20 protein-coding genes and 1 pseudogene are annotated in these 21,834 nt (G+C 63.7%); 12 read left to right on the top strand and 9 right to left on the bottom strand.

Annotated features, from left to right (window positions below):
• Window positions 1-45: 45 nt before the first annotated feature.
• From M3O59_RS01790 to glpK, 4 genes are all read left to right on the top strand, one after another.
• The gene (locus M3O59_RS01790; RefSeq protein WP_064632886.1) at window positions 46-873 is read left to right on the top strand and encodes a DeoR/GlpR family DNA-binding transcription regulator; all 828 of its coding nucleotides are present in this window, start codon (window positions 46-48) and stop codon (window positions 871-873) included.
• A 241-nt stretch (window positions 874-1,114) separates the two neighbouring features.
• Window positions 1,115-2,629, top strand: a complete 1,515-nt coding sequence (gene glpD, locus M3O59_RS01785; protein WP_116905839.1) for a glycerol-3-phosphate dehydrogenase — start codon at window positions 1,115-1,117, stop codon at window positions 2,627-2,629.
• Window positions 2,630-2,804: 175 nt separating this feature from the next.
• Window positions 2,805-3,629 (top strand): MIP/aquaporin family protein, encoded by an 825-nt coding sequence (locus tag M3O59_RS01780; protein ID WP_116905838.1) that lies wholly within the window; start codon window positions 2,805-2,807, stop codon window positions 3,627-3,629.
• Between the two features lie 139 nt (window positions 3,630-3,768).
• Complete coding sequence (gene glpK, locus M3O59_RS01775; protein ID WP_064632958.1) at window positions 3,769-5,268, top strand: glycerol kinase GlpK; 1,500 nt, start codon at window positions 3,769-3,771, stop codon at window positions 5,266-5,268.
• A gap of 114 nt (window positions 5,269-5,382) precedes the next feature.
• On the opposite strand, the gene M3O59_RS01770 is transcribed toward glpK, so the two are convergent.
• Both M3O59_RS01770 and pobA read right to left on the bottom strand, forming a co-directional pair.
• Entirely contained in the window at window positions 5,383-5,895 is a 513-nt protein-coding gene (locus M3O59_RS01770; RefSeq protein WP_116905837.1) for a nuclear transport factor 2 family protein, read from the bottom strand.
• Between the two features lie 459 nt (window positions 5,896-6,354).
• Entirely contained in the window at window positions 6,355-7,539 is a 1,185-nt protein-coding gene (gene pobA, locus M3O59_RS01765) for a 4-hydroxybenzoate 3-monooxygenase (protein ID WP_116905836.1), read from the bottom strand.
• A gap of 96 nt (window positions 7,540-7,635) precedes the next feature.
• Here pobA and M3O59_RS01760 point away from each other — a divergent pair, with 96 nt between their 5' ends.
• Window positions 7,636-8,541 (top strand): helix-turn-helix domain-containing protein, encoded by a 906-nt coding sequence (locus M3O59_RS01760; protein WP_116905835.1) that lies wholly within the window; start codon window positions 7,636-7,638, stop codon window positions 8,539-8,541.
• A gap of 421 nt (window positions 8,542-8,962) precedes the next feature.
• Here the strand turns inward: M3O59_RS01760 and M3O59_RS01755 are convergent, their stop codons facing one another.
• The 5 genes from M3O59_RS01755 to M3O59_RS01735 form a co-directional block, all read right to left on the bottom strand.
• Window positions 8,963-10,444 (bottom strand): benzaldehyde dehydrogenase, encoded by a 1,482-nt coding sequence (locus M3O59_RS01755; RefSeq protein WP_116905833.1) that lies wholly within the window; start codon window positions 10,442-10,444, stop codon window positions 8,963-8,965.
• A gap of 33 nt (window positions 10,445-10,477) precedes the next feature.
• Complete coding sequence (locus M3O59_RS01750) at window positions 10,478-11,245, bottom strand: coniferyl-alcohol dehydrogenase (RefSeq protein ID WP_116905871.1); 768 nt, start codon at window positions 11,243-11,245, stop codon at window positions 10,478-10,480.
• 511 nt (window positions 11,246-11,756) lie between these two features.
• Window positions 11,757-12,287, bottom strand: a complete 531-nt coding sequence (locus M3O59_RS01745; RefSeq protein WP_147308494.1) for a MarR family winged helix-turn-helix transcriptional regulator — start codon at window positions 12,285-12,287, stop codon at window positions 11,757-11,759.
• A gap of 452 nt (window positions 12,288-12,739) precedes the next feature.
• Complete coding sequence (locus tag M3O59_RS01740; RefSeq protein ID WP_116905869.1) at window positions 12,740-14,008, bottom strand: HD-GYP domain-containing protein; 1,269 nt, start codon at window positions 14,006-14,008, stop codon at window positions 12,740-12,742.
• 148 nt (window positions 14,009-14,156) lie between these two features.
• Window positions 14,157-15,470 (bottom strand): MFS transporter, encoded by a 1,314-nt coding sequence (locus tag M3O59_RS01735; protein ID WP_116905832.1) that lies wholly within the window; start codon window positions 15,468-15,470, stop codon window positions 14,157-14,159.
• A 455-nt stretch (window positions 15,471-15,925) separates the two neighbouring features.
• Here M3O59_RS01735 and M3O59_RS01730 point away from each other — a divergent pair, with 455 nt between their 5' ends.
• A complete protein-coding gene (locus M3O59_RS01730) occupies window positions 15,926-16,471 on the top strand; it encodes a gamma carbonic anhydrase family protein (protein ID WP_181920548.1) in 546 nt (181 codons plus the stop codon).
• A gap of 22 nt (window positions 16,472-16,493) precedes the next feature.
• Here M3O59_RS01730 and M3O59_RS01725 read toward each other — a convergent pair whose 3' ends face one another.
• A complete protein-coding gene (locus M3O59_RS01725) occupies window positions 16,494-16,760 on the bottom strand; it encodes a YkgJ family cysteine cluster protein (protein ID WP_116905829.1) in 267 nt (88 codons plus the stop codon).
• Window positions 16,761-17,181: 421 nt separating this feature from the next.
• On the opposite strand from M3O59_RS01725, the gene ilvD reads away from it, so the two are divergent.
• Window positions 17,182-19,020: a dihydroxy-acid dehydratase gene (ilvD, locus tag M3O59_RS01720; protein WP_116905828.1), complete on the top strand. Its 1,839-nt coding sequence runs from the start codon at window positions 17,182-17,184 to the stop codon at window positions 19,018-19,020.
• On the opposite strand, the pseudogene M3O59_RS01715 reads toward ilvD, so the two are convergent.
• Window positions 19,013-19,365 (bottom strand): annotated as a pseudogene (locus M3O59_RS01715) (phage integrase N-terminal SAM-like domain-containing protein); the annotation flags it as partial. The gene ilvD and the pseudogene M3O59_RS01715 overlap by 8 nt on opposite strands.
• 226 nt (window positions 19,366-19,591) lie before the next feature.
• On the opposite strand from M3O59_RS01715, the gene M3O59_RS01710 reads away from it, so the two are divergent.
• From M3O59_RS01710 to M3O59_RS01690, 5 genes are all read left to right on the top strand, one after another.
• A complete protein-coding gene (locus tag M3O59_RS01710; protein ID WP_147308493.1) occupies window positions 19,592-19,981 on the top strand; it encodes a hypothetical protein in 390 nt (129 codons plus the stop codon).
• 81 nt (window positions 19,982-20,062) lie between these two features.
• Window positions 20,063-20,356, top strand: coding sequence for a hypothetical protein (locus M3O59_RS01705; RefSeq protein WP_147308492.1), 294 nt, complete (start codon window positions 20,063-20,065; stop codon window positions 20,354-20,356).
• A gap of 71 nt (window positions 20,357-20,427) precedes the next feature.
• On the top strand, window positions 20,428-21,057 hold the full coding sequence (locus tag M3O59_RS01700) for a hypothetical protein (RefSeq protein WP_064632854.1): 630 nt from the start codon (window positions 20,428-20,430) through the stop codon (window positions 21,055-21,057).
• Window positions 21,058-21,119: 62 nt separating this feature from the next.
• Window positions 21,120-21,404, top strand: a complete 285-nt coding sequence (locus tag M3O59_RS01695) for a DUF6959 family protein (RefSeq protein ID WP_147308491.1) — start codon at window positions 21,120-21,122, stop codon at window positions 21,402-21,404.
• Window positions 21,405-21,461: 57 nt separating this feature from the next.
• Window positions 21,462-21,803: a hypothetical protein gene (locus M3O59_RS01690; protein WP_082925784.1), complete on the top strand. Its 342-nt coding sequence runs from the start codon at window positions 21,462-21,464 to the stop codon at window positions 21,801-21,803.
• Window positions 21,804-21,834 lie beyond the last annotated feature (31 nt).

The raw sequence follows: 21,834 nt of genomic DNA, 5'->3' as shown, positions 1-21,834 counted from the left end.
GCAGCACCGACCACGACCGCGCCCACCGTTTGCATCCTCACGCGTATGCGCGATCATCTGCGCATGGAGTCGACTCACTACAGGACTGTCCCGGCGCCGGCCTTGAACCCGCGCCAGGAGCAATTGGTGGCACTGGTGCGGCAGCAGGGCTTTGCCGATGTGGAAGGCCTGGCCACGCGTTTCGAGGTGACGCCGCAGACCATCCGGCGCGATCTGACACTGCTCTGCGATGCCGGCGTGCTGCGCCGTTATCACGGCGGCGTCAGCATGCCCTCCAGTGTGGAAAATCTGGCCTATACCGCGCGCAAGGCGCTGCAGGCCAGCGAAAAGCAGCACATCGCGGCACGTGTCGCACGCTTCATTCCCGACGATGCCTCGCTGTTCATCAACCTCGGCACCACCAACGAGGAAGTCGCGCGTGCGTTGCTGCAGCATCGCGGCCTGCGCGTGATCACCAACAACCTCAATGTGGCGGTGATGCTCAGCGCCAACCCCAGCTTCGAGGTGATCGTGGCCGGTGGCGTGGTGCGTGGGCGCGACCAGGGCGTGACCGGCGAGGCAACGGTGGAGCTGATCCGCCAGTTCAAGGTGGACTTCGGGGTGATCGGCATCTCCGGCATCGACGTGGACGGCACCTTGCTGGATTTCGACTACCAGGAAGTGCGCGTGGCCCAGGCCATCATCGAGCACTCGCGGCAGGTGCTGCTGGCCGCCGACCACAGCAAGTTCGGCCGCAATGCGATGGTGCGGCTGGGCGCGATTGCCCAGGTGCACGATTGGTTCACCGACCGGCCGCCGCCGCAGGAACTGGCCGCGGTACTGGCCGAGGCCGGCACCCGGGTGCATCTGGCGGATGCCAACGACGCCGGCTGAGACTGGACGGGCGAGAGACTCATGTTCGTTTCTGTGCGTTTATGCAATGAGGGATAAGAATCGGCATCTAGGCCAATAGCCTCCGAAGATGGGTCCTGGCGGATCAACCATCAGTTTCTTTGAGCTCCACAGCCTGCCCTGCGGTTTCACTTCTTCACGTTTCCGCAAGGTTTCATGTTCGAATATGTTCGAACATGAAAACATGGGTTCGCTGAGGTAGCGCGCCCGGACGGAGACACCAATGGGCGAAACGTACGATCTTCTGGTGATAGGCGGCGGCATCAATGGGGTCGGCATCGCCCGCGATGCGGCCGGGCGCGGGTTGTCGGTGTGCCTGTGCGAGCAGGACGATCTGGCCGCGCACACCAGCAGCGCCAGCACCAAGCTGATTCACGGCGGCCTGCGCTATCTGGAGCAGTACGAGTTCGCACTGGTCGGCAAGGCGCTGGCCGAGCGCGAAGTGCTGCTGCGGCTTGCCCCGCACATCATCTGGCCGCTGCGCTTCCTGCTGCCCCACCAACCGCATCTGCGCCCGGCATGGATGATCCGCGCCGGGCTGTTCCTGTACGACCATCTGGGCGGCAGCAAGCGCAGCCTGCCGCGCTCGCGCCGGCTCTCCTTGCGCACCCACCCGGTCGGCGCGCCGCTGCAGGAGTCGCTGCGCACCGGCTTCGTGTATTCCGATGCCTGGGTGCAGGACGCGCGGCTGGTGGTGCTCAATGCGATGGACGCCGCCAAGCGCGGCGCCAGTATCCATACGCGCACGCGCTGTGTCGGTGCCTGGCGCGATGCCGGCTTCTGGTATGCCGAGCTCGAAGGCCGCGACGGGCGCCGCCGCACCGTGCGGGCGCGCGCACTGGCCAATGCGGCCGGCCCGTGGGCAGTGTCGTTCCTGGACAAGGTCGCCGCGGTGCCGCATCAGCACGCGCTGCGGCTGGTCAAGGGCAGCCATATCGTGGTGCCCAAGCTGTTCGATCACGACCATGCGTACATCTTCCAGCAACCGGACCGGCGCATCGTGTTCGCCATCCCGTATGAGCACGACTTCACCTTGATCGGCACCACCGACGTGGATTACGAAGCCGACCCTGCCGCGCCCAAGATCGACGCGGCCGAGGTGCAGTACCTGTGCGATGCGGTAAACCTGTATTTCCAGCAGCAGATCAGCCCCGCCGATGTGGTGTGGAACTACAGCGGCGTGCGGCCGTTGCTGGACGACGCCGAAGACAATGCCGCCGAAGTCACCCGCGACTACCAGCTGGAAGTGCTCACCGACGGCGCGCCGTTGCTCAACGTGTTCGGCGGCAAGCTGACCACCTATCGCAAGCTCGCCGAAGAGGCCGTGGACCGGCTCACCCACGCGCTGGGCGCACGCAAGCCCGCATGGACCGCGCGCGGCGAGGCATTGCCCGGCGGCGAGCAGCGCGATATCGCCAGCCTGCTGGAGCGCGTCAGCAGCGCGCGCCCCTGGTTGCCGGCGGCCACCGCGCAGCGGCTGGTGCGCAACTACGGCACCTGCGCGGAGCAATTGCTGGGTGACGCACACACGCTGGCCGGGCTGGGCACGCGCTTCGGCGCGGACCTGTATCAGGCCGAGGTGGATTACCTGCGCCAGCACGAATGGGCGCAGACCGCCGACGATATTCTGTGGCGGCGCAGCAAGCTGGGCCTGCGAATCGATGCAGCCGGGCGGCAGCGCCTGGAAGACTATCTGCAGGCGCAGTCGGTCCAGCAAGCGGATATCGTCTCTGCTTGAACACACCGCGTTGCCGGCGAGGACGGGTCGTCCGGCAACGTATTCTGGTGCATCAGCCAGCATCATTCCGAGTCACGTGGAGGGCACACCAAATGAGCATCACCGACCACCGCTGCGCACCAATCAGCGCGCTGCACCATCTTGTTTGCGTCACTGACCTTGCAGGCCTGCGCGCATGAGCCGGCAACTGATAGGGGAACTGATCTCCGAAGCGATCGCGATGTTCATCATCATCGCGCTCGGCGATTCGGTCGCGGCGATGTACATCCTCTACGACCCCAGTCCCTACCAGAACGCGTATTGGGGCGTGTGTATCGCCTGGGGCCTGGCAGTGACGCTGGCGATCTATGTCACCGGCTCGGTCTCCGGCACGCATGCCAACCCGGCAGTCACGCTGGCACTGGCACTGTTCCGCGATTTCTCCTGGAAAAAAGTCGTGCCGTACTGGATTGCCCAGGTCATCGGCGCGTTCCTGGGTGCGGCCATCGTCTACCAGCTGTACGGGCCGGTGATCGACCACTTCAACCAGGTGCAGCAGCTCACCCGCGAAGCCGGCGGCGCGGCCGGTGTGTTCTTCACCGCACCTGGTCTGGCGGTTACGCCGATGCATGCGCTGGTCGACCAGATCATCATCACCGCGTTCCTGATCTTCGGCATCTTCGCCATCACCGAGCAGTTCAACGAGGCTGCACCCACCGCCAACTCCGGTGCGCTGATGATCGGCTTGCTGGTGGCCACGCTGGGCGCGTCGATGGGCTATCTGGAAGCCTGGGCGATGAACCCTGCACGCGACTTCGGCCCGCGCCTGTTCGCTTACTTCGCCGGCTGGGGCGAGGCAGCACTACCGGCCAAGGACAACTACTGGTGGATCCCGATCGTTGGGCCATTGATTGGTGGGCCGATCGGCGCGCTGGCGTATCAGTGGCTGATCCTGCCCTTCCTGCCGGCGCGTGTGCGCCATCTTCAGGGCGGCGCCAAGCCAGTCGATCCGCAGCAGTGATGGTGTTGCGCCAAGCCCGGCATCAGTACGACAACGCGTGGCGTCCGCAGTGACCGAGCTACTTCGGTCATGCGTATCGCCCGCCTGCACCGACCATTCTCGCCGTGCGCCAGCGCCGGCATTGTTCGAGGAATCTCCAATGGAAAAGCAGTACGTCCTTGCGATCGATCAAGGCACCACCAGCTCGCGTGCGATGTTGTTCGATCGCCAGGGCAAGGTGGCCGGTGTAGCGCAGCGCGAATTCGGCCAGATCTTTCCGCAGCCGGGCTGGGTGGAACACAACCCGCGCGAGATCATGACCAGCGTCTACACCACCATTACCGAGCTGCTCAACAATGCGCAGATCGATGCGCGCTCGATTGCCGGCATCGGCATCACCAACCAGCGCGAGACCGCGGTGGTGTGGGACAAGGCCACCGGACAGCCGATCTACAACGCCATCGTATGGCAATCGCGGCAGACCAAGGACATCTGCGCCCAGCTCAAGGACGCCGGCCATGAGCAGATGGTGCGCGACAAGACCGGCCTGTTGATCGATGCCTATTTTTCCGGCACCAAGGTCAAGTGGATCCTCGACCACGTGGAAGGCGCCCGCGAACGCGCGCAAAACGGCGAGCTGGCGTTCGGCACCATCGACAGCTGGCTGATCTGGAACCTCACCGGCGGCAAGGTGCACGTCACCGACTACACCAATGCCTCGCGCACCATGATGTTCAACATCCACACGCTGGAATGGGACGCCGAGCTGCTGGCGATGCTCGACGTGCCGAAGGAAATGCTGCCGGAAGTGCGCTCCTCCAGCGAAGTCTATGGCATGACCCAAACCCAGTATTTCTACGGCGAACAGGTGCCCATCGCCGGTATCGCCGGCGACCAGCAAGCCGCATTGTTCGGCCAGGCCTGCTTCGAGCCGGGCATGGCGAAAAATACCTATGGCACGGGTTGTTTCATGCTGATGAACACCGGCGACAAGGCGGTGGCGTCCAAGGCCGGCTTGTTGACCACAATCGCCTGGGGTATCGACGGCAAGGTCGAATACGCGCTGGAAGGGGCCATCTTCGTGGCCGGCTCGGTGGTGCAGTGGTTGCGCGACGGCTTGCGGATGCTGGGCAAGGCCAGCGACTCGCAGGCCTACGCCGAACGCGCCGGCGACAACGATGGCGTCTACATCGTGCCGGCCTTCGTCGGCCTGGGCGCGCCGTACTGGCGCAGCGACATTCGCGGTGCCGTGTTCGGGCTGACGCGTGGCACGACGAAGGAGCACTTCGTGCGTGCGGCGGTCGAGTCGATGGCTTACCAGACCCGCGACGTGCTCACCGCGATGCAGAGCGATTCGGGCATCGAACTGAAGGAACTGCGTGCCGATGGCGGCGCGATTGCCAACGACTTCATGGCGCAATTCCAGAGCGACATGCTCAATGTGCCGGTGCTGCGCCCGGAGGTGGCCGAAACCACGGCACTGGGTGCGGCGTATCTGGCAGGGCTTGCAACAGGGTTCTGGAGCAGCCGCGAAGAAATCGCCAAACAGTGGGCAGTGGATCGCCGCTTCGAACCGGACATGGCCGAGGACAAGCGCGAAGCGCTCTACGCCGGTTGGCAGCAGGCGGTGGAAGCGACGATGGGTTTCCGCATCAGCTAAGCGGTGCCATCACGCAGCAGCGCCCACCGTCAGGCGGGCGCTGGGATTGGCCGGGTATCTGTATTCACGAGGCAAGTGCAGGGCTGCGCAATGCAGCCCTGTGTGCCGCAACGCTTACTGGCCGCCGGTATTGGCGCGTCCGGCAATCGTGTCCGGATCCCAATGTTCCTTGATCAGGCCCTTTTCGATGCGGAACATGTCGAACCAGGTGGTGGTGTAGGTCTTGCTCGGATCACGCGGATCCGGCAGCGTGCGCACCGACACCAGCGTCACCAGATCGCCATCGGCGGTGATGGCGACCAACGGCAACTGCACCCGCTCCTGCACCGGGCTTTTGGGAACGAACGCGGTCAAAAACCTGATGAACGCATCGCGCCCGTTGGCCACATTCGGGTTGTGCTGAATGTAGTTCTTGTCCATGTAGAACGGGGCGTAATCCACTTGGCCGGCTTCGAACACGATGCGCCAGAAATCGTAGACCAGGCGCTTGTTGGCAGTTTCCAGCCAGTTGGAGCCGATCAGCATCTTCTGGTGATTGGTGTTTTCGGTGACCGCGGTCTGCGCGAACGCAGCCACCGGCGCTACCAGCATGACCAACAGCAAGGCACGGGAGAACAGCTTTTTCATGGGGTACTCCTGGGTGGAGACGGGCACTGCGCTCGTCAGGGGGACGCCAGCACGATGCTCCGTTGAACGGGGGAATGACGCGTCCCTGCACACAGCCACGTCTACGCGTCATCGCCACCCTAACGGCGGCGTTTGCTTGTCCGCTAGACGCCTGAAAGTGCACCTGGGCACTTGTGGAATAAATGGTGAGAAAAACATCACCACAATGCAGATGGTCGAGGGCCCGTTGCCGCGCCAGCAGGTTGCACAAGATACCTGCGCTGATCACCAGACCACCGCTGTGAAGCGACGGATGCATGATTGATGCATGCGGCGTCAGTGGTTTTGTGTATGCACCGCAACGCACTTCCATCGCGTGCACAAGGTGCAGGCCACAGGGAAACCCGATGGCCCTGCCACTCGCACAGCGGATGCCTCCCGCTACACGCACCAACCATCGCCAATGCAATCGATCCAGCGTCAATCGGGCAGCCTGGCCAGCGGCAGGCCCGCATAGTTTTCTGCCAGCGTTGCGCGGCCTGCCTTACTACCGAGCAGGTAATCGAGTTCCGCTACGCGCAGCCGCGCGGTGAATGCATCTTCGTCGTCGAAGCGGTGCAGCAGCATGGTCATCCACCACGAGAAGCGCTCGGCCTTCCACACCCGCTGCAAGGCCAACGCCGAATACTGCTGCAGCACGCCGGCATCGCCACCTGTCTTCCAACGCGCGAACAACTGCGCCAGCAGGCCGACATCGCCCAGGGCCAGATTCAGTCCCTTGGCGCCGGTGGGCGGCACGATGTGCGCCGCATCGCCGGCCAGGAACAGGCGGCCATACTGCATCGGCTCGGCAACGAAACTCCGTAGCGGCGCGATGCTCTTTTCGATCGATGCACCGGTGACCAGCTGCGCCGCTAATGCAGGCGGCAGCCGCGCACGCAACTCGTCCCAGAAAGCCTGATCGCTCCAGGCGCCCACCTGTGCGTCCGCAGGCACCTGGATGTAATAGCGCGTGCGGGTGGGCGAACGCATCGAGCACAGCGCAAACCCGCGTGAGTGGCGCGCGTAGATCAGCTCCTCGTGCACGGGCGGTGTATCGGCAAGCACGCCCAGCCAACCGAACGGATACACACGCTCGAACAGACGCAGGCGTTCGGCAGGAATACTGGCGCGGCTGACGCCATGAAACCCGTCGCAGCCGACGATGTAGTCGCAGGCGATGCGTTTGCGCTGGCCGTCCTGGGTCAACTCCACGGCGGGCGCATTGCCTTGCACATCGCACAGGGTCACGTCCTGCGCGCTGTAATGCGTCGGTGCACCGCTACGCTGGCGGGCCTGCATCAGGTCGGCGGTGACCTCCGTCTGGCCATACACGGTGACGCCGCGTCCGCAGCCACGCAGCAGGTCGATGCGCTCGCGGCGGCCATCGAGAGTCAACTCAAAGCCGTGATGCAGCAAGCCTTCGCGCTGCAAACGCTCGCCAACACCGGCGCGCTGCAGCAGCTCCACGCTGCCCTGCTCCAATACGCCGGCGCGGATGCGCGCCAGCACATGCTGCGGCGTTTGTCGTTCGACGATGACGTTGTCGATGCCGGCACGCAGCAACAGCTCACCCAGCAACAAGCCGGATGGACCGGCGCCGATGATCGCGACCTGCGTTCGCATGCACTGCTCCTGGCCCGGATGGCGAGGCATGCAGTGTCGGTAGCCAAACACCTGCATTGAAGGGATGATTGCGTGCAGTCCTTGGACTTTTCGACGATGCCCACACGTGCACCAGATACCGCTGCCGTCCCGGCCTTTGGGCTGTACGGCGAGCAACAGGCCGATGCAGCAGAACTACTGCATTGGGAATCGATTGCCGCACGCAGCCGGCTGCACGACTGGCAGATCGCGCCGCATCGACACGAGGGTCTGGCGCAACTTCTGTACATGCAACGCGGGCCGGCGACCTTGCAGCTGGACGGGCGCACGCACCGTTTGCGGGGCGCTTGCGTGGTGTGGCTGCCGCCGCTTTGCGTGCATGGCTTTGCATTCGATCCGGCGGTGCGCGGACACGTCATCACCCTGTGCATGCCACTGATACGCACCGCGCTGAGCGCTGCGCCGTTGCTGCAACAGGCACTGACCACGCCGGCGGTACTGCAGGTACACCAGGCGCGTAAATGGCTGGATATGCTGTACGGCAGCATTGCCGAGGACCATGCGCGTCGGCGGGTTGGCCATGACCTGGCGGCGCAGGCCGCGGCGGTGCAGCTGGTGATCTGGACCGCGCGCACCGCGTTGGAACGCGCCCAGGACGCCGCTGCGGTCAGCCCGCAGGCGGATCGCGCATTGCGCCATTTACGTGCGTATCAAGGATTGATCGACAACCACTACCGCGCTCATTGGCCGATCTCCCGCTATGCCGGTCAACTTGGGTTGACCCCAGGTCATCTCAACGCGTTGTGCCAACGATTGGCCGGCGCATCCGCACTGCAGCTGCTGCACCGCAGGATCATGCTGGAAGCACGCCGCACGCTGCGCTACACCAGCCTGAGCGTGCAACAGATCGCCGCCGGCCTTGGATTTTTCGACGCTGCATATTTCAGCCGCTACTTCGCACGGCACGCCGGCTGCTCGCCGACGCGCTTTCGGGAACGGGATGAAGAGCGGCTGACAGAATGACGATGCCCCCCGCTTGGTCGTTCCTAGAGCGGTTGATCTGCGACGTAGCTGCAGGGCCCTTGCCCACCCACCCTACCCTCGCAGGACACGCCGTGAACCGGCAAGTAGCGACGCGCCGTCTTCGCTCTTCAACAAAACCACCAGCCACCTGTCTGGCGCGGTGTCCTCACCGATTGCGGGACCGTTGGCGGCATGGATGCCGCCACCGAGCCCCCGTGGACGGGTCTACGGCGTGCCCCGCGAGCGGTGAGGGCGCCGCACACTCGACTGCCCGGAGCTTTTGGCTGCAGCTAACGGCACTCACAAAAACGACACCACGGTACCTCCAGCAACGATGGCGAGTGCGAACAACATGCGGCCGCCGGTGAGACAGCGTTCGAGAGGGTGATGCCAGCCACCCCGCTCGGCTGCACCAGGCCGATCAGAACGGATACTGCGGCACTTCGTTCTTGATCGTCAGCCATTGCCAGTGCGTGTACTGCTCCCAATCGGCCGGGCCGCCCACGCTGGTGCCGTTGCCTGACGCACCGGTGCCGCCGAACGGGTTGATGACCTCATCGGCCACGGTCTGGTCATTGATATGCAGCATACCGGTGTGCAACAGATCGCCCAACGCCATTGCGCGCGACACCGACGCCGACAGGATGCCGGCCGCCAGCCCGTACTCGCCTTGGTTGGCCATCTCGGCAGCCTCTTCGTCGGTATCGAACACCGCGATGTTGATCACCGGGCCGAACACTTCTTCGTCGAACACACGCATGCCGGGGCGCACGTTGGACAACACCGTTGCCGCATAGAACAGGCCGTCGTTGGTCGCGCCGGCTTCCACCACCGCACCGGCCGCGACGCTGTCGGTGACGATGTCGATGACGCGCTGCAGCTGGCGTTGGTCGATGATCGGGCCCAGTGCCACGGTGCCGCTGACCGGGTCGCCAACCGGCAAATGGCGTGCCTTGTCGGCCAGCCGCTGGGTCAGCGCTTTTGCCACGCTGCGTTGAACCAGCACACGCCCGGTGGCCATGCAGATCTGGCCCTGATGCATGTAGGCACCGAACGCGATGGCCGAGGCCGCCTTGTCCAGATCCGCATCGTCGAGCACGATCACCGCATTGTTGCCGCCCAGTTCCAGCGCGACCTTCTTCAAGTGACGGCCTGCAATCTCGCCGATGCGGCGGCCCGCAGTGGTGGAGCCGGTGAAGGCGATCATCGGGATATCCGGCGATTCGACCAACGCCTGGCCAATTTGCGCATCGCCGTGCAGCACGTGCAGCAGGCCCTTCGGCAAACCCGCCTCTTCCAGCACCTGGGCGATGATCACGCCACCGGTGTACGGCGTGCGCGGGTCCGGCTTGAGGATCACCGCATTGCCCATCGCCAATGCCGGCGCCACCGAGCGCAGCGACAGAATCAGCGGGAAGTTGAAAGGCGAAATCACCGCGATCACGCCTAAGGGCAGATGGCGGGCAAGGCTGAGTTGGCCGGCGCCGGTCGGCAACATCTGGCCCATGGCCTGCAGCGGCAGGCCCGCGGCCTGCTGGTAGAACACCACCGATTCGTCGACCTCGCGCTGCGCCTTGGGCAGGATGCCGCCGGTTTCGCGCGCAATCAGCAAGGTGGCTTCGGCACTGCACGCCTGCATCACCTGCGCAGCGCGATGGAAGACGGCAGCACGTTCGCGCGGCGATGTCGCCACCCAGGCGCGCTGCGCCTGTTTGGCTTGTGCAACGGCGGCAGCGACGTCGGCCAGGTCGGCCTTGCTGACCTCATGCAACAGGCCGCCGGTTGCCGGCTCATAGATCGGCAAGGTACCGCCGTGACCGGGCACCCACTCGCCATTGAAGATGCAGCCGTGCCACGCGGGTGTAGCGGTCGCAGCGACCGCTGCGCTGGGAAGAGCATTCATGGTCTAGCCTCCTGCTAAAACGGGTGTGGGGGATTACAGCGTGGTGGATGCCAGCCCGCCATCAACGGGCAGGGTGATGCCGTTGATCCAGCGCGCGGCATCGGATGCAAGAAAGACAATCGCCTCGGCCACTTCGTCGGCATACGCCGGGCGGGTCATGCGCTTGGCATCTTCCTTGACGCGCGCCTCGCCCAGCATGGCAGCGAAATCGCCCAGAATCGGCGTAAACACCGGGCCCGGCGAGACGTTGTTGACGCGTACACCGTGATCGGCGAACCAGGGCCGCGATTGCAGCAGGGTCCACACGATCAGCGCTTCCTTGAAATATTGATAGCAGGTGTCGTGCGCCACCGGGTGCGCCGCCAGCCACGCGCTGCCGCTTTCGAAACTGTCGGTCGCAGCGAGTTGTTTATGCAGGTCCAGACGCTGCGGCCATTCGGCGCCCAGGATCGAGGCCACATTGATGATGGAACCGCCCGACACGATGCGCGGCAGCAGCGCCTGGCTCAGGTGGCGCAGGCCCAGATAGTTGACGCGTGCCACCACATCCAGCGGCGCGGTGCCGGGCACACCGGCCACATTGGCCAAAGCATCAATGCGCTCCGGCAAGGCCTTCACCAACGCATCGATGGATGCCGGGTCGCCAAGATCCGCCTGATGGAAGCCGTGCAGGGTCATCTGCACCGGCGTGCGGTCGACACCGATCACGGTGGCGCCATGAAACCGTGCCAGCCGTGCGACCTCCGCGCCGATGCCCGAGGCCACACCGGTCACCACGATCGTCTTGTTCTGCAAATTCATTGTCACCCTCCGAAGGAGCCGGCTGTGCCGGCGCTGGAACACATGGACGTACTGCAGGTTGACGTTATTGCCGGACGCCGGGTTCCCGACGTCCGCCGGCAGATACACATTGGCGCACAGGATGTTGCTGGCATCGAACCGCCACACGCCGCCCGGGCCTGCATAGAACACGCGCTGACGGCTGTCCGCCACGCGCCGGTGCCGCAGGTGTTGAGGCCATTGGTCAACGCTGCGCTCTGCGGCACGCCTTGTGCGAAGGCCGCGCCTGCCGCCAGCACTCCCAGCACTCCCAAAACGCCGAGCAGCACGCGAGCCCGCCACGCCGCTTGCATCCTGCCACCACGCATCACCGATGATCGAATCACTGCAGACATCTCCAGCGTTGGGAGGAAACAGCGGTACGTGTTACGTAGCAAATCTCAGGCAGGGGCAGGCCCCGCGCTGCACACAGCGCGTGCGATGAAAACGTTGGTTGAGACCCGGTGCCGTGCGGCGGGCCGACAGAAGCGCGTTACAGCGTATCCAGCCGGTCCAGACGATCCAGTGCGCGCAACAGCGGCGCTTCGCTGGAACCGAGCACTGCACTGAGTTGCTGTTCCATGCGCAGCACTTCGGCTTCGGCGGCGGTCAACAGCGCGACCCCGGCCGCGGTCAGCGACAGATGCTGCATGCGCCGGTCCTGCCGCCCGCGCACCTGCCGCAGCAGGCGACGCTTGACCAGCCGCGCCACCACGATCGCCAGGTTGGGCGGCGACACGTGCAGCACATCGCCGATCTGGCGTTGGTTGATGCCCGGGTTGCCATCCACCAGCATCAGCAGCGAGAAATCCACCGGCTTGAGGTCGAAGGCGGCCACGCAGTCCTGGAACATCCGCCGCACCAACAACTCGGTGCGGGTGATGCGATAGCCCAGCAACCGCAGCAGACGCGCCTGATCCACCGTGGTGACGGCATCGGGCAAGGGCGCAGCAAGGGCGGTGACGGGCATGGCGGTTCTCGCGACAAAGGCAGCAGGCGGACCGGTGCGCGCGATGCGACCCATCCGCAACGCCGATCCCCGGCGTGCAGCGCATTGTAGACGCGGCCAGGCCTGCCGATGTGGACGGGTACGCTGCCGGCGTGCGCGCTGTTCGCACGTACACCCCACTGCCCTTGCACGCACGCGCCCGGCAACAGCGACGTTGTGCTGCGGCTGGCGTGGGACGGCGGTGATCCAGGCACGGCTTGGACATGTGATCCGGTCGGCAAGTGATTGCGTTCGAGAATAGTTATTCATCATAACTATATTGCCAAGCTGCAGCGCAGCATGGTCGCGTCCGCTAGCCGGCGCGTGTCTTGCAGCCTGAAGTGCCCGCCGGCAGGTAACCAGCCGGCAGGCACGCTGCCAGGCGTGTCGTCGGCTCATCTGTCCAGGCTGATCTCGGCACGACAAGGAGCACACGGCGCCGCACACCGCTTCGCAGCGCCTGCCCACACAGCACGTGCGCAGCCCGCTTACGGCAGCCAGAGCTTCTCGAGATCGCGGAAGCCCCACTCGGTGGGGCTTTCCATCTGCGCGATACGGTCCTGGCAGTCCGGGCGCGACAGGTCGATGTCCTGCACCAGCACGTGGCTGCGCAATTTGGCCGAATAGAACACGCGCACCTTGGGCTTGAGCAGCGAATCGGGGGTCTGTTCGATCACCACCGCGAGTTTTTGCGACTCCAGCCGCACCAGCGAGCCGACCGGATAGATGCCCAGCCGGCGCACGAAGGCCTGGAAAATCGCCGGATCGAAATGGCCGTTCCAGGAGGCCATCTGCTTGAGCGATTCGGCCGGATCCCAGCCGCGTTTGTACGGGCGGTCGGAGCTGATGGCGTCGTAGACATCGCAGACCGCGCCCATCCGCGACATCAACGAAATATTCTCGCCCACCAATTGATTCGGGTAGCCGCTGCCATCCATTTTTTCGTGGTGATGCAGCGCGATTTCCAGCACCACCGCGTTCTGCACGCCGCCGGCCACCAGCAGCCGATGGCCATCCAGCGGATGCTGGCGCATGACGTCCATTTCTTCGTTGGTGAGCCGGCCGGGCTTGTTGAGAATCTCCAGCGGCGTCACCGCCTTGCCCATGTCGTGCAGCAGGCCACCCATCGCCGCTTCCACCACCTGCGCCTCGGGCAGACCGAGCTGACGCGCCAGCCCGCTCATCAAACCGGCCACCGCCATCGAGTGCAGATAGGTGTAATCGTCGGCGGTCTTGAGCCGTGCCACGCTGATCAAGGCCTGCGGATGCCGCAGCACCGAGTCGTTGATGGCTTCCACCAGCGGCATCGCCGCCTCGGTATCGACGGTACGGCCCAGCCGCACATTGCGGAACATCGCCTCGACCATGTCGCGGCCGTCTTCGAAAATACGACGCGCGCGCACCACCTCGGCTTCGATGCCGACCTGTGCAGTGACGCTAGTGGTGCGCACCTTCCGCGGCTTGTCGGCAGGCTCCGGCGGCTCCGGCGCGGGTGGCTCCGCGGCAGGCTCCTGGCTCGGCGGCGCACCCGGTACGACCGACTCGGCCTGCGTGCCACAGGTTGCGGCCACTTCCACATCCAGCCCGCGCGCAGTGTCGATCACCAACTGCGCGATGCGGCTGTCGTGGATCTTGTCCACGTCCTCGGAATCGACCAGAAACGACGTCTTCCAGAACGGATGGTGCACCCACGCGCCCAGCAGCTTGCAGACATACATGCCGGGGCGGAGTTGGTCTGAGTCGATGGTTCTGAGCATGCCGGCGCTGGTCTGCACGATGTCCACGGAAGAGTCCGCCATGACTTGGCGGTCATCGTCGTTATCGGCAACGCGCACGATTTCTTTGGTCAGCGAACCCTCCACGCGAACGTGTCCGCGACGCCGGGCACCGTTGTGGCCGAGCAATTCAGCGATCCGGCAGCCGCATCGCCAGCACGGCGCCCGCGGCACACAGCAGCGGCACGCTGCAGGCCAGATACAACATCGCCGGCGACCACCCGGCGTCCAGCAGCACCCCGGCGCACAGCGGCGACAGGATGGCGCCAAGGCGTCCCACGCCGATTGCCCACCCCATGCCGGTGGAGCGCACCGAGGCGGCATAGACCACCGGGGCCACCGCATACAGCCCGCCCATCGCCGCGGTCAGCGCCGCACCGGTCAGTAGCGCGAACACAAATGCCCAGCCGAGCACCGTACTGCTCAACCCGAATGCGAGCATTGCCACTGCGACGATGACCAGTGCCCCGGCCGTCAGCCGTGACAGGCGCGCGCGCAGGGCCAGCCAACTGAATAACGTACCGCCGACGATGCCGCCCAGATTCAACAGCACCCCGCCGGTGAGGCCCTGGCCAGCCGACAACCCTGCCGTCACCAGCAACTTGGGCGTCCAGCTGAGCACAAAATAGAACCCGAACATCAGCAGGAAAAAGGCCAGCGCGATCAGCAGCGATTGCCGCCGCAACCCGCCCACGAACAACGACGCATAGCCCTTGACCTGCCCGGCTGCCAGCACTGCAGGTGGCAGCGGCAATTCGCGCTGCGCCGGCATGCCCATGCGCGCCAGCACCGCATTGAAGCGCGCGTGCGCATCGGGCGGCCGGCGCGCGATCAGGAATTCCAATGATTCCGGCAGAAAGGCGAGCACCAGCGGCACGCACAGCAACGAACCGAGCGCGCCCAGCCAGAACACCGACGGCCATGACCAGTGCTGCACCAGCAATGCAGCGAGTGCGCCTCCGAGCGTGGCGCCAACCGGGTAGCCGGTGGCCTGCAGCACCGTAGCGGTGCTGCGCCAGCGCACGGTCGCGTACTCGGCAGCGGTGACCGCAACGCAGGCGAGCATGCCGCCGATGCCGATCCCGGTGAATGCCCGCAAGGCGCCGAGTTGCCAGGCATTGTGTGCCAGGGCTGAAGCCCCCATGCCGACGGTCAGGATTGCCAGGCAGATCAATGTCAGCGCACGGCGGCCGATGCGGTCGGCCAACGGTGCCAGCAGCAACGACCCCAGCGCCATGCCGACCAGCCCGGCACTGAACAGCACACCCAGCAGCTTGCCCGACAGCTGCCAGTCCGCCGACACGTGCGGTGCGGTGAAGGCCATGGCCATCACGTCGAACCCGTCGAGCATCGTCAGCAGCACGCAGACCGCCACCGCCCTCCATTGAAATGGCGTCATGCGCTCCAGCACGAAGGTCCCAGACGGCGCGGGGTTGTGAAGCATCGGCGTGTCCTGTGGTGTGTGGGGGCGGGGGCGAGCAATGGCGCTGCGAAGCGTGCGAACGCACGGCGCCGAGCAGAGCGCACTGCTGCGTGCGACGCGCTGTGCGCAGGGCGTGGCAACCACTTGCACGCTAGGCCGATTGCAGACGCCGTTCAAGACCGATTACCGCAGCGATGTGCGCTTATCGGACGACACGGCGCCGTGTCTTCGCCTGCACCGCACTGCGTTCGGTGCGTTGCAGGCAGCATGGCCTGCAGCCAGGCAAACCTCGCTGCGCCACGGACACTCGCCCATGACCAAGCCAGCCAAGCCAGTCGGCAACCCTGCGTGCAGGGCATTCGCGCGTTGATTGCCTCTCGCCTGCCGCCACGGCACTGCCGCAACCGCAACCGCTGCGCGGGTATCATCTGTGGCGTGCCCGCAGCTGGCGGCACGCTGACTTGCCGGAGAGTGCCGTGACCCCGATTCGCCCCTTCCTGGAGCACACCCCGCAGCTGGGCGCGCGCGTCTACATCGACCCGGCCTGCACCATCATCGGCAAGGTGAGCCTGGGCGATGACGTGTCGGTGTGGCCGGGCACGGTGATCCGCGGCGATGTCAATCACGTGCAGATCGGCGCACGCACCAACGTGCAGGACGGCACCATCATCCACGTCAGCCACCACAGCCCGTTCAACAAGGCCGGCTACCCGACCGTGATCGGCGAAGACGTCACCTTGGGCCACGGCACCATCCTGCATGCCTGCACCATCGAGGACCTGTGCCTGATCGGCATGGGCGCCTGCGTGCTCGATGGCGCCACGGTCAAACGCTACGGGTTCGTCGGTGCCGGCGCGGTGGTTGGCCCGGGCAAGGTGGTCGGGCAGGCCGAGTTGTGGCTGGGCAACCCCGCACGCCTGGCGCGCACGCTCAGCGACAAGGAAATCGAGAGCCTGCATTACTCCGCGCAACATTATGTGCGGCTCAAGGATCAGTACCTGGGCGTGCCCAGCGGCAGCTGATCGCCACGATGCGCGCCGCCGCTTACGGCTGAGTTGCGCGCTCCAGTGCCGTAAGCATCGACAAGGCCTGCGCGCGCGATGTTCCGCACATCTCCAGCGACGGCCGCAGGTTGCCGCACACCGCCGGACGCAGTGGCGAACCGAACAACCGGCAGCCCAGCTGCGCATCCAGTTGCACGCACGCCACCCCGGCCGGCTTGCCGTCGGGCATGCCGGGAATGGGCGAACTGATCGACCGCGCGATGCAGCAGGCAGCGCAGCCCAGGCGGCACGAAAGTTGCGAAGACATCGGCCTAGTGTAGCGGCGCCGTCGCGCGTGTTCCTGGCAGTGTCGCGCCGCGCGCGCAAGGCGCGACGTGCATCGTCTCGGCCAGCGGTCTGATTGCAAGGGCAGTGAGCACGCTGCTCAGGTTGATGCGCGTTGCGGCAGCGCATACTCGGGAAGTTTTCAGCCCTGCGGCAGACCATCCCGCCGAGACGTCAATGCCGGGGCCAACACCGGGCAAGCGCGCATCCGCATGAAATCCAACGGTTTGCAGTGGCGGCATGCAATGGTCGGCCTTGGGACACCCGACCTCGCCGCAGCCGCGCACAGCGCTGCGTGCTAACGTGCCAGATCACCGGAACGCGCCTGCGACGGTTGCAGCAGCAACAGTCGCGACGCGCTCTAATTGCCAGCCACCGCTCGCTAATCAGCCGTCGAATTCGCCATGCCCGAGTACCGTTCCAAGACCTCCACCCACGGCCGCAACATGGCCGGCGCGCGCGCACTGTGGCGCGCCACCGGCATGAAGGATGGCGACTTCCACAAGCCCATCATCGCCATCGCCAATTCGTTCACGCAGTTCGTGCCCGGGCATGTGCACCTGAAGGATCTGGGCCAGCTGGTCGCGCGCGAGATCGAACGCGTCGGCGGCGTGGCCAAGGAGTTCGACACCATCGCCGTGGACGACGGCATCGCGATGGGCCACGACGGCATGCTGTATTCGCTGCCCAGCCGCGAGATCATCGCCGACTCGGTGGAATACATGGTCAACGCGCATTGCGCCGACGCGCTGGTGTGCATTTCCAACTGCGACAAGATCACCCCCGGCATGTTGATGGCCGCGCTGCGGCTCAATATCCCCACCGTGTTCGTCTCCGGCGGCCCGATGGAAGCCGGCAAGACCAAGTTGTCCGAACATAAACTCGATTTGATCGACGCAATGGTCATTGCCGCCGACGACAGCGCCTCCGATGAAAAGGTGGCCGAGTTCGAACGCAGCGCCTGCCCCACCTGCGGCTCCTGCTCGGGCATGTTCACCGCCAACTCGATGAACTGCCTGACCGAAGCGCTGGGCCTGTCGTTGCCCGGCAACGGCACCGTGGTGGCCACGCACGCCGACCGCGAGCAGTTGTTCCTGCGCGCCGGGCGCGTGGCGGTGGAGCTGTGTCACCGCTGGTACGGCGGCGAAGACCCTACTGCCCTGCCGCGCGGTATCGCCACCTTCGAAGCATTCGAAAATGCGATGACGCTGGATATCGCGATGGGTGGCTCGACCAACACCATCCTGCATCTGCTCGCTGCCGCGCAGGAAGGCGACGTGCCGTTCGGCATGCAGGATATCGACCGCCTATCCAAGCGCGTGCCGCAGCTGTGCAAGGTCGCGCCGAACACGCCGAAGTACCACATCGAAGACGTGCATCGCGCCGGCGGCATCATGGCCATCCTTGGCGAACTGGCACGTGGCGGCCTGCTGCACACCAACGCGGCCACGGTGCACGCACGCACGCTGGCCGACGCCATCGCGCAGTGGGACGTCACCCAGACCGATGCGGAAACCGTGCACACGTTCTACAAGGCCGGCCCGGCCGGCATCCCCACCCAGATTGCCTTCAGCCAAGCCACGCGTTGGGACACCCTGGACACCGATCGCAGCGAAGGCTGCATTCGCGATGTCGCGCACGCGTTCTCGCAGGAAGGCGGCCTGGCCGTGCTGTACGGCAATATCGCCCGCGACGGCTGCGTGGTGAAGACCGCAGGCGTGGACGAATCCATCCACGTGTTCGAAGGCAACGCCCGCGTCTTTGAGAGCCAGGATTCGGCGGTCAAAGGCATTCTCGCCGACGAAGTGAAGGCCGGCGATATCGTGGTGATCCGCTACGAAGGCCCCAAGGGCGGCCCCGGCATGCAGGAAATGCTCTACCCCACCAGCTACCTCAAATCCAAGGGCCTGGGCAAGCAATGCGCCCTGCTCACCGACGGCCGCTTCTCCGGCGGCACCTCGGGCCTGTCGATCGGCCACGCCTCGCCGGAAGCCGCCGCAGGCGGCGCGATCGGCCTGGTACGCGATGGCGACAATATCTTGATCGATATCCCCAATCGCTCGATCAATCTGTTGATCTCCGACGAGGAACTCGCCGGCCGCCGCGCAGAGCAAGATGCCAAGGACTGGAAGCCGGTGGAAGTGCGCCCGCGCAAGGTCACCACGGCGCTGAAGGCGTATGCGTTGCTGGCGACCAGCGCGGACAAAGGCGCGGTGCGCGACAAGGCGATGTTGGACGGCTGAGCTGTTGCAGCGATTGCAGCAGCGTCGGCTCCTTTATGGGCCGCTTAGCGCGCACCAGGTTTTCCATGCACGGCAGCTCGATGCGCAAAACCTCGCGGTAGAGAAACAACAACGCTGCCAACGCCTGGTTCTGTGTGCCCGCAGACACCTGCCCATCGGTGGCCAGCCGCGTCAGGAACGCCTCGACCTCCGCCTGCCCATCTGCGCCGGATCGCGCTTGCCGCTGGCGAGGATGAAGCACCGTATCCAACTGAGATAGGCCTGCTCGGTTCGCAGGCTGTAATGCCGTACCCGCAGGCGGTCGCTCACCTGATCGAGCAACCGGACCGGTGGACGTGATGTTATGCCGTCGTGTCTGGGGGTGTCTCATACGCCTGCGTCCTTGCTGGATAACACCGCAAGCATCCGCATTGTCGCGGCCGCTTACTATCGTGCGATCCCGTGACTTGGGCTAAGAGTTCCCCCATTCACAAAGCGTCCGCGATCGAAGATACTCGCCACAACACCGCATTTCGGCGGTCCAATAGTAGTTAGGCCTCATACCTTTTATCGTGAATATGGACAGCACCTGATGGAAAGCAAAGCCTCACTTACCACACTCTTTATCCTCACGCTCTTTAGCGGTCACGCACAATCGAAGAACACTTCACAAGCGGAATTCTTAGTTGTTCAGCAATGCTCAGAAGCAGCTCGACTTGTTTCTAGGGCTGCGGAAAATTTCCCGTTGAGTGAGAGCTTGAGGAGCAATCTGATCTTTACGATGCATGAAGAGATCAATTCCAAGGGCCTTCCCGATCACTTAACGCCGCAGGCTGATCATGTCGTCACAGCTAGGAAAGTGATGGAATCCATTGTTGAAACCAGTTCGCCCGAGAAAAACGCCAAGATCAAGAATGAGAGAATTCTTACGTTATCGGCAGCGATGTGCGTGATGCAATGGAAAGTCGACAATGAGGCCTAACAATTCATTCAAGCCGACACCGCTTCGCGGCGCGGCTTAATTCAGGCGTTAGCCCTGTCATCAAGCAACAAGGAGACTTATATGCACATAGAAGCGAGCGGAGTTGCAACATTCAGGGTCAATGCAACAGGTCAGAACGTTTCTGTTTCTGCTTCTGATCTAGACTGGGATTGTCAGGGGGACGGCGAGCGCGACATGGGCCCTGAGCTTATCCATACAGCAGACTTTGATATTGCGGGGCACACGGTAACCTGGAGCATTTGGGAGTATCCCGTAGGCGTCGAAAATCACAGCGACACCCATGTTCCCGATGGCATCACTTTGGTCACGGACATTGACTATAGCTTGGTGCACGATCCTGACCGACAGGGCTAACAACTTAATCAAGCCGAACTGGCCTCGCCAATCGGCATATTTCGGGCGTTAGCCAGACCTATTAGGCATCCATGCTCGGCACGAAGAACAAAGCGCTCCCGCTTGCCGCTATCGCGCTAGTCGCCATGGCAGTCACATGCGTTGCATATATGCAGGGCTACAGATTCGACCTTTCTAAAGATTCCGCACCCGCCTGGATCCAGGCCATTGGCAGCATCCTCGCAATCGTGGCGGCCGCTTGGATAGCCAAGCAGCAGAATGTGCATGCCCGCACACTTGAAGAGTACAAGCAAGCAAAAGCGGACAAGCAAAAACTGGAAGTGATCATGGCACTTATGGCCCGCTCGCATCGCTTGGCCATTGACGTATGCAAAGCCTATGAATCGAATGAACAGGAAGATATAGACCAGATAACGCCGCCACTCATGGCCGACACGCATCACGCACTGATGGCATTGCCAGTGTTTGACATCCCTGAGTGGCAGCTTTCATTGGACGTGCTAATGATCAGTCGGGCACTAGCTTCACTTCGAGAGCAGTTTCTTGCCTTGCAAGACTCCACGTCTGAAGAAGAGTTTCGTTCAAACCTGAAAGACCTCAATGAACTTGCAAGTGAGATTAAGCAGGTTAGTGGTGATGCTGTTTCAATCGCCAAGAAAGAGATCAACGAGCGAGACCTGGTTCTTCACGGGTCTGGCTAACAATTCATTCAAGCCGAACCCTCTTCGCGGGTCGGCTTAATTCAGGCGTTAGGCACCAGATCATGCGCTCAACCATCGTCGAAATTTTCTCCGACCAAGCCAACGCGTCGGTGATGCGTCATCCTGATCGTCGCTTTCCTGGAGTCCTTGTTCAGGGTGACTCCCTGTATGCAATGTGTCTTCAAGCTGACGCTGCTTGTGCCAACGCCAAGCAACTGATCAATTCCGACAACTATGATGAGCTCAATGATCTGCGCAATAGGCTTTGGGATTACCTCAACCACTACAAAGCTGTGCTCGGTGAGCATAAGGTGCCGTTGCCTTTCAGAGAGTCGGCTGGTGCCTAACAATTCATTCAATCCGGCACTGCTTCGCGGCGCGGCTTAACTCAGGTGTTAGACCTCATGACTATCGACATCGACAAACTGACCGAGGCCGAGCTCATCGACCTCAATCATCGGATTGTTGAGAGACTTCGCTTCATGCAGCATGCGCGAGCTCACGCAACTATGCTCCGCTTCAGCATTGGTGAACGCGTCACGTTTGAGCCGGACATGCGAGGCCCGGTTTATGGCGTTATCGTTCGCTACAACAAAAAATCGGTCTCCGTGCTTACGGATGATGGTCAGCGTTGGAATGTAGCGCCTGGTCTTCTACGTCCAGCATCAATAAAGGGCACTAAGCATTCGTCTTCTGGCAACGTTGTCGCTTTACCTCGCAAACCGCATAATGAACCTAAAAATTAATTCAAGCCGATGCCGCTTCGCGGCGCGGCTT

The organism is Xanthomonas nasturtii, assembly GCF_023337365.3.
Lineage (GTDB): Bacteria > Pseudomonadota > Gammaproteobacteria > Xanthomonadales > Xanthomonadaceae > Xanthomonas > Xanthomonas nasturtii.
Note: the sequence above shows the minus strand (reverse complement) of the source record. Positions and strands in the feature narration are given on the sequence as shown.